Source organism: Allopontixanthobacter sp. (assembly GCF_034376665.1).
Taxonomy (GTDB): domain Bacteria; phylum Pseudomonadota; class Alphaproteobacteria; order Sphingomonadales; family Sphingomonadaceae; genus Allopontixanthobacter.
In genome coordinates this window covers 16,735-28,979 of the sequence record NZ_JAXMJI010000047.1, presented here as the reverse complement: position 1 = coordinate 28,979, position 12,245 = coordinate 16,735, and the positions used below count along the sequence as shown (strand labels likewise).

Here is a 12,245-nt window from a genome sequence, read left to right as displayed (position 1 = left end):
TCGGCATAGCCTTCGGTCAGGTAGAATTGCCGCAGCTTCTGTTGATCGAATGCCAGGCGATCGGGATCGTAGCTGGTGTTGGAGCTCAGGAAACTGGTCAGCCGCGCCTGCTTGGTGACCATTTCACTGCGTAGATCGCCGTCCTTAAATTTTTCGTTACCGATGATATTAATCTGGCGGACCTTGGATTTGGGCCCTTCGGAAATTTCGAACACGATGTCGACGCGGTTCTGGCTCAGCTCGACCATTTTCGGTTCGACGGTGGCGGCGAACCGGCCCTGCCGCTTGTACAGTTCGATGATGCGGGCAACGTCGGCGCGGACTTTCGAACGGGTAAAGATCTGGCGCGCCGAAAGCTTGATCTCGGGAAGGATCTTGTCATTCTTGATCCGCTTGTTCCCTTCCAGGATGATGCGGTTGATGACCGGATTTTCGGTGACGTTGATCACCACATTGCCGCCGTCGTTGCGGACACTGAAATTGGAAAACAGCTCGGTTGCGGCGAGGTCTTTCAGCGCCTGGTCGGCGTCGGCCTGGGTATAGGGTTCGCCCACCCGCAGACGGACATAGCTGAGGATCGTCTGCGCCTCCAGCCGTTCGGCCCCTTCGACCGTGATGGTCTGGATGATGTCCGCCCGCTGGGGTGCCGGTTGAGTGACCGGTTGCGGTGCTGCCGGTTGCGCCGTCGGTGCGGGTGTGTCCTGCGCCGCCAGGGCCGCCGGCATTCCTGCCAGCATCGTCCCGCCCAGCAAGGCAAGCGCGAGGCGCGCGGCAGGTTTCAATTGTCGTTCGCCTGCCATTGTCCGTCCATTCATTGACGCGGGTATCCCGTCCAAATTACAAATCACCAGTGCAACCGCCAGATCGGCCCATCGGACCAGGGCAGCGGAAACAAGATGCCGCCCTCTGCCCGATGCCGCGCCCCCAATCAAGCAGTGCGACGCGCGATCCCCCGCGCAAATACTTCGATTCCCCCCGAATGGCCCGCCTAGCTGCCGAAAACCGGCAGCGAGAGGATGTCATTCGCCGTAACAAACACCATCAATCCGAGCACCAGAGCCATTCCCACGCGGAATGCCATGTCCTGGCCGCGCGGGCCTATCGGCTTCCGGCGGACGGCCTCTGCCGCATAGAACGCCAGATGTCCGCCATCGAGACCGGGGATTGGCAGGAAGTTAATGAATGCCAAGTTAATTGAGATCAGCGCCGCGAAACCGATGAATGGCAACAGTCCCAGCGACAGCTGTTCGCCGGAATATTTGGCGATCTTTATCGGCCCGCCCAGTTCCTTCACCGACCGGTCACCCGAGATTATCTGGCCCAGGCCGTTCACCATCATGGTGGTGATTTTCCAGCACTCGGATGCCGCGTAAGTCACGGATTCCAGCGGCCCCAACTGGACGAATTCGCCAGAATTGGGCATGACGCCGATCTGGCCTACGCGCCCCTCGTTTCCGAACCGGTCCTTGCGGATCACACTCTGGGCGTTGATCGGAATCGACACCGTGTCGCCGTCCCGCTCAACAGTCATGACCAGTTCGCGGCCCGGATAAGGCAGGATCTCGTCCACAATTTCATAGAAATCGGATACGGGCTCGCCGTTGAGAGCCGTGATCCGGTCACCGATCTCAAGGCCGGCATCGCGCGCCACGGAATTCTCGGCAAAGCCGCCGACCACCGGCGCGATCACCGGTTTGCCGATCGCCATGGCGAAGGCGGCGTAAATCGCGATCGCGACCAGGATATTCGTCGCCGGTCCGGCGAAGACGATCAGCGCGCGTTTCCACAGATCCGCCTTGTGGAAACTGCCGTCGAACGGTTCGCCGGCTGCAGCGCCCTGTGCGGCCGGGTCCGGCATGCTGACAGCGTTCATGTCGCCCTTGAACTGCACATAGCCGCCAAGCGGCAAGGCCGACAATTTCCAGCGAGTGCCCCGCCGGTCGGTAAACCCGGCCAGTTCCTTGCCGAAACCCACGGAAAAGGCGTCCGCTTTCACCCCGAACAGCCGCCCGACCAGATAATGGCCGAATTCATGGACGGTCACCAGCGGCCCCAGCAGCAGCAGGAAGCCGATCAGGTACATCCAGATTGGGGGCGATTCGAACACTCAGCAGGACTCCAGTATTTGCGCTGCCTCACGGCGGGCTTGCCGGTCCACGTCCAGCACATCGTCGAGGGTGGCAGGCGCGGGCGGAATTTCTCGGTTCAGGGCTTGCTCCACCAGTAGCGCGATCTTTGTGAACCCTATCTTACCGTTCAGGAACGCGGCAACCGCGATTTCGTTCGCGGCGTTGAGCACTGCCGGGGCCGCGCCCCCTGCCCGCGCCGCCTCGCGCGCCAGCCGGGTTGCGGGAAACAGCTGTTCGTCCGGCGCGAAAAAGCTGAGTTCGCCAATGGCGGTGAGATCCAGCGGCGCGCATGGTGTGTCCATCCGCTTGGGCCACGCCAGGCAGGACGCGATCGGCACCCGCATATCGGACGGGCCAAGCTGCGCGAGCGTCGATCCGTCGCAATATTCGACCATCGAATGCACCACGCTCTGCGGATGGATCACGATTCGCAGCCGGTCCAGACCGACCGGGAAAAGGTGGTGCGCCTCGATGAATTCGAGTCCCTTGTTCATCATGGTCGCGGAATCGACGCTGATTTTCGCGCCCATGTCCCAGTTGGGATGCGCAACCGCCTGCGTGGGCGTCGCAGCCGCCAGCCGTTCGGCGTTCCAGGTGCGGAACGGCCCGCCGCTTGCGGTCAGGGTGATCCAGCGCACCTCGGTCACGTCGTTGCCTTGCAGGCACTGGAAGATCGCGTTGTGTTCGGAATCGACCGGCAGCAGGGTAGCTCCGGTGCGGGCCACCGCTGCCGTCATGACGTCGCCCGCGGATACCAGCGCTTCCTTGTTGGCAAGCGCGATGGTGCCGCCCGCTTCGATCGCCGCCATGGTCGGTGCCAGGCCCGCGCAGCCGACAATCGCCGCGATGGTCACGTCCACGGGACGCGCGGCGGCCTCGCACAGCGCAGTCGCGCCGCCCGCAGCCTCGACACTGCTGCCGGCCAAGGCTTCGCGCAGTTCGGGCAGGCAGCTCTCGTCGCCGACCACCGCGATTTGGGCGCGGAATTCGCGGGCCAGCAAGGCAAGTTCCTGCGCGCTGCAATTTGCCGTGAGGGCGGATACGCGCCACGCATCGGGGTTGCGGCGGATCAGATCGAGCGTTGACGCCCCGACCGAACCGGTGGCACCGAGGATGGAGATCGACCGAACGCTCAAGACAACCAACCCAGAAAGCCGAAAACGAGGGCAACCGGCAGAAGCCCGTCCACCCGGTCGAGGACGCCGCCATGCCCGGGGATGAGGTTGGAACTGTCCTTCACGCCCGCCTTGCGCTTGAGCCAGCTTTCGAAGAAATCGCCCATCTGCGCCACGACCGCCAGACCCGCGCCGACCATCGCGACGGAAAGCGCAACGCCCCACATCGCACCGACCAGGGCGGAAAATGTGTAATTGCTGCCGAAATAGTGGAGGGATACGGTCCAGACCGCCAGCCACAATGCCGCGCAGATCATGCCGCCAACCAGGCCAGCCCAGGTCTTTGACGGGGATATCCGCGGGGCAATCCTGGGTCCGCCGATGGTCCGCCCGAACAGGTAAGCGCCTGTATCGGTGAAGATCACCACCCCCAGCGTCAAAATCAGCGATGGGGAATCCATCTGTGCCATTATGCCCGCCGCCACAAAGACATAGACCGCACCAGCCAGAATTCCCGCGAGCCTGAACGAGAGGTTTTCGGTCGCCTTCACGACCAGCAGCACGAATTCCACGAAAGCGATCAAGGCTACGATCACGATGAAGGTGTCGAGCACCTTGCCGCCGAAATACAGCGCCGCGCCCGCCAGCGCCAGCATCACCGCCGCTGAAGCGAGCCGCACCCCCAGGTCGGAATTCTTCTTCGCCGCCATCTCAGCGTCCGCCATAGCGCCGCTCCCGCCTGGCGAAATCATCGAGGGCGTTCTGCAGATGCTCGGGCGTGAAATCGGGCCACAACACGTCGGTAAAACTCATTTCCGCATAGGCTGCCTGCCATAGCAGGAAATTCGACAGCCGTACCTCGCCCGATGTGCGGATCAGCAGGTCGAGCGGCGGCAGGTCGGCGGTGTCGAGCTGCGCCGCGATGCTTTCCGCCGTGATCGCGCCCTTGGCTGCGGCCTTGGTGGCGGCGCGGGCGATTTCCTGCTGCGAACCGTAATTCAGCGCCACCGCCAGAATGTGCGACCCGCCCGAAGTTCGCTCCAGCGCATCCTCGAGCATGGCCACGATATCGGGCGCAAGCCCCTGCCAGTCGCCGATGATCTTCAGCCGCACGTCGTTGGCGATGAATTCCGGCAGGTCCGATTTGATGAATTTACGCATCAAATTCATCAGGTCGGACACTTCCTCGTCCGGGCGGCTCCAGTTCTCGCTCGAAAAAGCGTAGAGCGTCAGACACTCGATACCCATGCCTTGCACGCTGCGGACCAGCCGGCGCACCGCCTCCACCCCGCGCTGGTGGCCCATCGCGCGGGGCAGATGGTGCCGTTTGGCCCAGCGGCCATTGCCGTCCATGATGATGGCGACGTGTCGTGCGCGTTTGTCGGATGTCAAATCCCCGTCCTCTTCAGAGGAGGGGGTTGGGGGTGGTGGCGAGGATGGAGAAGATACCACCCCACAGCGACTATGGCTTGGCTGACGCCAAACCGAAGTCTCGCTGCCCCTCCTCTCAAGAGGAGGGGGGCAGCCAAGGCATCACTGCCCAGAGCCCGCCATTGTATCACTGCGTCAGGATTTCCGTTTCCTTCGCCGCCGCTGCGGCGTCGGCGTCCGCAACATATTTGTCGGTCAGCTTCTGCACATCGTCTTCGAGCCGCTTGCGCTCGTCTTCGGAAATTTCCTTCTTCTTCTCGTCTTCCTTGAGCGACTCCATCCCGTCGCGGCGGACGTTGCGGATCGCGATCCGCGCCTTTTCGGCATATTGTCCGGCAAGCTTGGCGAGTTACTTGCGGCGGTCCTCGGTCAGGTCGGGAATCGGCAGGCGGATGGTCTGCCCGTCGGTCATCGGGTTGAGGCCGAGGCCCGCCTTGGCAATCCCCTTTTCCACCGCGCTGACGTTGCTCTTGTCCCACACCTGAACACTCAGCATCCGCGGTTCGGGGGCGGAGACCGTCGCCACCTGGCTCAGCTGCATCATCGCGCCATATACCTCGGCCACCACCGGATCGAGCAGCGCCACATTGGCGCGCCCGGTCCTCAGGCCACTGAGGTCGCTCTTGAGCGAATCGACCGCGCCCTGCATCCGCCGCTCGATATCGGCCTTGCTGTATTTTGCCATGTCTCAGCTTTCCCCTTGCACTATGGTCTGGACGCCTTCGCCTGCGAGCACCTTGGCGACATTCCCCCGCTCGCGAATCGAAAATACCACGATCGGAATATGGTTTTCCCGGCACAGCGCCACGGCCGCGGCGTCCATCACTCTCAGATTGTCGGATAACACCCTGCCATAGGTGATCGTGTCGAAACGCACCGCGTTCGGAAACAGTTTCGGGTCACGGTCATAGACGCCGTCGACGCTGGTGCCCTTCAGCAGCGCATCGCAGTTCATTTCCGCCGCCCGCAGCGCCGCCCCCGTATCGGTGGTGAAGAACGGGTTTCCGGTGCCCGCGGCAAAGATCACGATCCGGCCCTTTTCGAGATGCCGTTCGGCCCGGCGGCGGATATAGGGTTCGCACACCGAGGCCATCGGAATGGCGGACTGTACCCGCGTCGGCACGCCGATCTTCTCTAGCGCGTTCTGCATCGCCAGCGCGTTCATCACGGTGGCGAGCATCCCCATGTAGTCGCCGGTTGCCCGGTCCAGCCCGCGCGCCGCGCCGGCCACGCCGCGGAAGATATTGCCCCCGCCAATCACCAGGCAGACCTCGAGGCCGGTATCCTTGGCCGCCTTCACTTCTTCCGCCAGCCGCGCCACATAGGCCGGATCGATGCCGTATTCCTGCTCCCCCATCAGCACCTCGCCCGAAAGCTTGAGCAGGATGCGTTTGTATTGCAGGACTGTCATAGGGTAGGTCATCTCGGTTAGCGGTGGGCGCGGCGCTGTCCTTAGCCGCACGAGCCTCACGGCGCAAAGGGAAAGCCTGTGGATGTGAACTCGCGGCGCTGGAGACGCATCAGCGCGGGATTAGAGTGGGGTCTCTTGATCAGTCCGAACTCGCCGCGCCGGGACTAGCGCGGGTGGAATGGCGTATCGCCACCCTCAACGCAAAGAGGCCGCCGAAACGGCGGCCTCCTGCTTTATCGAACCGGAGTTCAGTCTTGCTGGCGTTGACGGCTCTGGTCACTTCCGCCGGACTGCTGGTCGCTCTGCCGAGACCGGTCCTGCTGCTGCTGCTGCTGCTGCTGCTGCTGCTGCTGGCCTTGGTCGCGGTCCCGTTCGCCAGCCTGACCGGGCTGCCGGTCCTGGTTCTGACCCTGCTGGCCCTGACCTTGCTGGCCCTGCTGGGGTTGTCCGGCCTGATTTTGGCCGGCCTGACCAGGATTGGTCTGGTTCTGGTTCGATTGGTTACGGTCGTTGTTCATGGCAACATTCTCCTTCTACCTTTTTTGAAGAGGCATGGGAAAAACGAGTGTCCGCAGGTTTGGTTTCCGCCCGTAAGACGAGCCGAAGGATTTATGCGCCGGGGGAGACTTGGGGTGAGACCTTGAGGGTGGCGATGGCCAGCCCATAGTCGTTTCGCCGCTTAAAGGGGTACCTTCCAAGACATCAATTTACATCAGTTCCTTTTGGTTTATCCAACCTTGTCAGCAGGAAACGCTGCCTCGCAGCTACCGCATAGCGATCGCACCAATGCAATCAGACGGCCGAAAACCGCTCGATATCCTTGATCTTGCCCGACACGACCAACTCATCGCCGGGGAAAATGATCGTGTCGGGAATGGCGTGAATGAACGCTTCACCCGCACGTTTCACGCCTACCACAGTCACCCCATGCTTTTTCCGGCATTCGCTGGTAACCAACGGCAGACCGACAATGGGCTCGGGTGCGCAGAGGCGGGCGATGGCGAATTCATCGCCAAATGCAATGAAATCGAGCAATCGTTCGTTGAGCAAATGCGCCACTCGCTCGCCCATGCGCTGTTCGGGGAACACCACGTGAGTGGCGCCGATACGTTCAAGGATGCGCGCGTGCTTTTCATTGTGGGCCTTGGCCCAAATATTGGAAAGCCCCAGATCGGCGAGCGCCAGCACAGTAAGCACACTGGCTTCCAGATCAGTGCCGATCGCAACTACTGCTGCCTCGAAATCGGCAACACCCAGCTGCCTGAGCACCGCCCCTTCGGTACAATCGGCCTCCACTACCTTGGTCAGATCGGGTGCATATTCCTGCACCAGTTGCGGGTCCATATCGACCCCCAACACTTCGCTGCCCATATTGCTTAGCGTCCGGGCGACTGCGCCGCCAAAGCGGCCAAGCCCCACGACCAGAACGGGTTTGCGCTTATCAACCGACAATGAGGTTCTCCTTGGGATAACGATAGGGCCGCGGCGACCGTCCCACCGCCAGCGCGGTGGCGACGGTAATGGTCCCTACCCGACCGACAAACATCAGCAATACGATCACAATTTGCGCGCTGGGCGGCAATTCCGCGGTGATGCCTGTCGACAGACCCACTGTCGCAAAAGCCGAAATACATTCGAACAGGATTTCGGACAGCGCAAGGTTCGTGATTGAAGCGATATAGGTGGTGGCGGCAAAGATCAGACTTGCTGCCAGAACTGTCACGGTCAACGCTTGCCGTTCGACTTCACTGCCAAAGCGGCGACTGAACAAACCGGCATCGCGCCGCCCAAGCACTTCGGATAGCACGATGGCGAAGAGCACGACGAATGTGGTTACCTTGATCCCGCCAGCGGTGCCCGCGCTACCGCCGCCGATGAACATGAGGAGGTAATTGACCATCAGCGTCTGATCGTAGAAGCCGCCGACATCGACGCTGTTGAAGCCCGCCGTGCGCGGCATTACCGAGTGAAAGGCCGCGTTGAGCAGCTTGCTCCCCACGCCCATCGGGCCAAGGGTGGCGGCGTTGTTCCATTCCATCGCCAGAATCGCGGCAAACCCCAGTGCAAGAAGTGCGAGCGTACCCCAGACGGTAACCTTGGAGTGCAGTGACCAGCGCCTCCATGCAAATTTCTTGTCGCGCAGGTCCTGCATCACCGGAAAGCCGAGCGCTGTCAGGATGACCGCCAGCATGATCGGCACCAGAATAATCGGATCGGACTGATACCCCATCACGCTGTCAGCATTTGTCGAAAAGCCTGCGTTGTTGAACGCGCTGACTGCGTGGAAGACTCCATGCCAAATTGCACTATCTGCGCTCAGATCGTAATTGGTGGCCATCCGCACCGCGAGGATTGTCGCCACTATCGCCTCGACCGTGATGGTAATGATAAAGACCAGTTTGAGCACCGAAAGGGCGTCGCCGGTCTCAAGTCGTCCGCGCTCGACCTGCGTGGCCATACGATCATGCAAACCGAAACCGCGCCCGGCGATCACCCCGAAAAGGGTTGCCGCCGTCATGATACCGAGGCCGCCGATCTGAAACATCAACAGGATCGCCACTTGGCCGAAGGGCGACCAGAAGGTTCCGGTATCGACCACCACCAAACCGGTTACTGCAACCGCCGACGTGGCAGTAAACAAGGCAGTCAGAAACGGCGCACGAATTCCGTCAGCAGTGGCAACGGGTAAACTTAGGAGCAGAGTTCCGATTGCGATGGCGAGCGCAAACAGGCTCGGCACGAGCCGGATCGGATTGCGCAGCAGCCTCATGCGGCGTGCTTGGCGCAGGTTTCAGCGGCGAGCAAGAGTCTTGCTGGACAGCCAACAGGGTTGGCAGCGCACGCCGCCCCGTGATCCCCGCTATTCTATCCCCGCGTCATTCGATAATGCCGCGGTCCGTCCTCGCTTGATGGGCGGCACTGCGGTGTTTTCCTACATCGGCTCCCCCTGCTATTGCTGGGAAAGAAGTGATGGCTATTTGACAATCGAATAAGGACGGGTGGGCGAAGAGGCGGGCCAAGGGGCTGCGTCTCTGCGGGTCGCTGTAGGAAATTATCGGCAAGCGCGGCGCTGCAGGATTTTATTTTCTCCGAAAGGCGAAACTGTCACTTTCGCCCCTCAAACCCGCAGGAATGCGCGGGATTTGGGGGCGGACAGCAAATGTTGGAAGTGTCACCTTTGTCACCCTGCGCGGGCACGGGTCAGGCGATCGCCTTGTATATTCCGTATAGGCTGGTGATGGTCAGGATCACGCCCACCAGCAGCAGCAGCGGCTTGGCGGGAACGCGCTTGGCGATGACCGCGCCGAAGGGGGCCGCGATGACCCCGCCGATCAGCAGGCCGACCGTTGCCTGGGTAACGATTTCAAACCCGAGCGACAGCAGGAACGTCACCGAAATCGCCACGGTCAGGAAAAACTCGGCGCTGTTCACCGTGCCGATCGTCTTGCGCGGCGAGGAGCCCTGGACCAGCAGATTGGAGGTAACCACCGGCCCCCACCCCCCGCCGCCCGCCGCGTCGAGGAAGCCCCCCGCCAGGCCCAGCGGGGCGACGAAGCGGGGTTCCTTCAGCTGCGGGGGATAGCGCCAGCCGCGGTAGATCAGCACCAGTCCGATCGCGGCGAGGTAGGCGAGAATGAAGGGCTTGATTACCGAAGCGTCGACATTGCTCAGCAGATACGCGCCGAGGATACCGCCGATCACCCCGGGGATGGCGAGCCGCCGGAACAGCTGCCAGTCGATGTTCCGGTGATGCAAATGGCTGAGGCCGGATACGCCGGTGGTGACGCACTCGGCCGCGTGGACCCCGGCGGAAGCCACCGCGGGCGGAACCCCGAGGCTGATCAGGACGGTGGTGGAGATCACCCCGAACGCCATCCCAAGCGCTCCATCGACGAGCTGCGCTGCGAAGCCGACGAGGATGAAGATCAGCAAGGTGTGGGAAAGAAACTCCGGCATTGCAAAGTCTCCAAGGATACGGACGGAATGATTCCCGCCGCCACTTGACAGGAACTGCTGGCAAACCGGTCTGCGCACAAGCGGAATTGCGCTTCTACCCGAAGTATCAGATCTTTCTTGCCTCCGCGCTGACAGCAAAAACGAAAGCGGGCAGGATGACGTCTGTCACCCTGCCCGCTTGATCCTCCAATGGGGAGCTTGCTGCGGCTCAGCCCTTGACGGCTGCCGCAACCTCCGCCGCAAAGTCGCTTTCTTCCTTCTCGATGCCTTCGCCCAGCTGGAAGCGGACGTAGTCGGTCAGGGTGATCGCGGTGCCGGCATCCTTGGCGGCCTTGGCCACCACGTCTTCGATGGTGGTCTTGTTGTCCATCACGAACACCTGGCTGAGCAGCGCGTTTTCCTTGGCGAATTTCTTGATCGCGCCATCGACCATCTTGGCCTGCACGTCGGCGGGCTTGCCGCTCTCGGAAGCCTTTTCCGCCGCGATGGCGCGCTCGCGTTCGATCAGGTCAGCATCGAGACCACCCGCGTCGAGGGCCAGCGGGAATGCTGCGGCAATATGCATGGCGAGCTGTTTGCCCAGCGGTTCGAGGACATCGGCACCCGCTTCGCTTTCCAGAGCGACCAGAACACCGATCTTGCCGAGGTTGGCTGCCGCGGCGTTGTGCACGTAAGGCACCACAATGCCGCTGTTCACCGAAACGCTCTTGAGCCGGCGAACCTGCTGGTTTTCGCCAATGGTCGCGACATTGTCGGTCAGCTTGTCGGACACCGTGCCGCCGCCGGGATAGGCAGCGGATTTCAGCGCTTCGACGTCATCACCCGATACGTTCAATGCGGCTTCGGTGGTTTTGAGAACGAAATCCTGGAACTGCTCGTTCTTGGCGACGAAATCGGTCTCGGAATTGACCTCAACCGCAACGCCTTTCGTGCCATCGACTGCAACCCCGACGAGGCCTTCTGCAGCGGTCCGGCTCGATTTCTTCTGGGCAGCGGCAAGGCCCTTGGCCCGAAGCGCGTCAACCGCAGCTTCCACATTGCCGCCGGTTTCGTCCAGGGCCTTCTTGCAATCCATCATGCCCGCGCCGGTCTTGTCGCGCAGGGCCTTTACGTCAGCGGCAGTGTAAGCAGCCATCAGATGTATCCTTTTTCAAATGATTTCGAGCGCCGGACCGTCAGTTCCTGACCCGTCCGGCGCCCTAATTCGCAAATGTGACGGTCGGGTTCCTTGCGGCGCCCGCTCCGTTCTCAGGCGGTGACTTCCGCCGGTGGTTCGGCCATTTCGCCGACATCGACGCCGGAATCGACAACTGCGCCGCCCTTGCCCGCGATGACCGCATCGGCAATCGCGTCGCAATACAAACGCACAGCGCGGCTGGCGTCGTCATTGCCCGGAACAGGGAAGGAAATGCCCGAAGGATCGACATTGGTGTCGAGGATGGCGACCACGGGAATACCAAGCACATTGGCTTCCTTGATGGCGAGTTCTTCCTTGTTCGCGTCGATCACGAACATCACATCGGGAATGCCGCCCATGTCGCGGATGCCGCCGAGCGACATTTCGAGCTTGTCGCGCTCACGCGTCAGCTGAAGGACTTCCTTCTTGGTCAGTCCCGAAATTTCGCCGGAAAGCTGTTCTTCAAGCGTCTTGAGCCGCTTGATCGAACCGGAAATGGTCTGCCAGTTGGTCAGCATCCCGCCGAGCCAGCGGTGGTTGACGAAATGCTGGCCGCTGCGGCGAGCCGCTTCCGCGATCGGATCCTGCGCCTGGCGCTTGGTGCCGACGAACAGGACCTTGCCGCCGGAGCGGGCAGTGGCGGTGACGAAGTCGAGAGCGCGCGCGAACAGCGGCACGGTCTGCGACAGGTCGATGATGTGAACACCGTTGCGCGCGCCGAATATATACGGCTTCATGCGCGGATTCCAGCGGTGGGTCTGGTGGCCGAAATGCGATCCGGCCTCGATCAATTGCTGCATTGAGACGGTAGGTGCCGCCATAAGATAATTCCTTCCGGTTGTTCCTCTGGAAAGCTGGAACCCGTTGCGGCCAAGGCGAACCTCTTTTCCCGCGGCAGGCACCGGTATGTGGCGCTTTCCATGTGAATTTACCCGCCCCGGCCTGACAAAATTTCGCAAGGGGAATCGCGGCGGATGCGGCCCCTTAGCGTGGGTTCTCCAAGAATGCCAGCACGGAAAAAGGCG

The 12,245-nt window shown here is 61.7% G+C and carries 12 protein-coding genes and 1 pseudogene; 1 reads left to right on the top strand and 12 read right to left on the bottom strand.

Annotated features, from left to right (window positions below; all coding sequences use genetic code 11):
* From U0988_RS04970 to pyrH, 7 genes and pseudogenes are all read right to left on the bottom strand, one after another.
* Positions 1–800 (bottom strand): POTRA domain-containing protein (locus U0988_RS04970; RefSeq protein ID WP_322291533.1); only part of this gene is annotated, 800 nt, incomplete at its 3' end.
* A 188-nt stretch (positions 801–988) separates the two neighbouring features.
* Entirely contained in the window at positions 989–2,107 is a 1,119-nt protein-coding gene (gene rseP / locus U0988_RS04965) for an RIP metalloprotease RseP (RefSeq protein WP_322291532.1), read from the bottom strand.
* The gene (locus U0988_RS04960) at positions 2,108–3,265 is read right to left on the bottom strand and encodes a 1-deoxy-D-xylulose-5-phosphate reductoisomerase (protein ID WP_322291531.1); all 1,158 of its coding nucleotides are present in this window, start codon (positions 3,263–3,265) and stop codon (positions 2,108–2,110) included.
* Positions 3,262–3,969: a phosphatidate cytidylyltransferase gene (locus tag U0988_RS04955; protein ID WP_322291530.1), complete on the bottom strand. Its 708-nt coding sequence runs from the start codon at positions 3,967–3,969 to the stop codon at positions 3,262–3,264. The genes U0988_RS04960 and U0988_RS04955 overlap by 4 nt, the downstream gene beginning before the upstream one ends.
* Positions 3,956–4,597 (bottom strand): polyprenyl diphosphate synthase, encoded by a 642-nt coding sequence (gene uppS / locus U0988_RS04950; protein WP_322291535.1) that lies wholly within the window; start codon positions 4,595–4,597, stop codon positions 3,956–3,958. The genes U0988_RS04955 and uppS overlap by 14 nt, the downstream gene beginning before the upstream one ends.
* 205 nt (positions 4,598–4,802) lie before the next feature.
* Positions 4,803–5,360 (bottom strand): annotated as a pseudogene (frr, locus tag U0988_RS04945) (ribosome recycling factor).
* 3 nt (positions 5,361–5,363) lie between these two features.
* The gene (gene pyrH, locus U0988_RS04940; protein ID WP_322291529.1) at positions 5,364–6,086 is read right to left on the bottom strand and encodes a UMP kinase; all 723 of its coding nucleotides are present in this window, start codon (positions 6,084–6,086) and stop codon (positions 5,364–5,366) included.
* Between the two features lie 254 nt (positions 6,087–6,340).
* On the opposite strand from pyrH, the gene U0988_RS04935 reads away from it, so the two are divergent.
* Positions 6,341–6,730: a hypothetical protein gene (locus U0988_RS04935; protein WP_322291528.1), complete on the top strand. Its 390-nt coding sequence runs from the start codon at positions 6,341–6,343 to the stop codon at positions 6,728–6,730.
* Positions 6,731–6,878: 148 nt separating this feature from the next.
* Here the strand turns inward: U0988_RS04935 and U0988_RS04930 are convergent, their stop codons facing one another.
* The 5 genes from U0988_RS04930 to rpsB form a co-directional block, all read right to left on the bottom strand.
* Positions 6,879–7,538: a TrkA family potassium uptake protein gene (locus U0988_RS04930; RefSeq protein WP_322291527.1), complete on the bottom strand. Its 660-nt coding sequence runs from the start codon at positions 7,536–7,538 to the stop codon at positions 6,879–6,881.
* Positions 7,528–8,856 (bottom strand): TrkH family potassium uptake protein, encoded by a 1,329-nt coding sequence (locus U0988_RS04925; RefSeq protein WP_322291526.1) that lies wholly within the window; start codon positions 8,854–8,856, stop codon positions 7,528–7,530. Before U0988_RS04925 ends, U0988_RS04930 begins: the two co-directional genes overlap by 11 nt.
* 431 nt (positions 8,857–9,287) lie before the next feature.
* Positions 9,288–10,043, bottom strand: a complete 756-nt coding sequence (locus tag U0988_RS04920; protein WP_322291525.1) for a sulfite exporter TauE/SafE family protein — start codon at positions 10,041–10,043, stop codon at positions 9,288–9,290.
* 208 nt (positions 10,044–10,251) lie between these two features.
* A complete protein-coding gene (tsf, locus tag U0988_RS04915; protein ID WP_322291524.1) occupies positions 10,252–11,178 on the bottom strand; it encodes a translation elongation factor Ts in 927 nt (308 codons plus the stop codon).
* 113 nt (positions 11,179–11,291) lie between these two features.
* The gene (rpsB, locus tag U0988_RS04910; protein ID WP_322291523.1) at positions 11,292–12,041 is read right to left on the bottom strand and encodes a 30S ribosomal protein S2; all 750 of its coding nucleotides are present in this window, start codon (positions 12,039–12,041) and stop codon (positions 11,292–11,294) included.
* Positions 12,042–12,245: the final 204 nt, after the last annotated feature.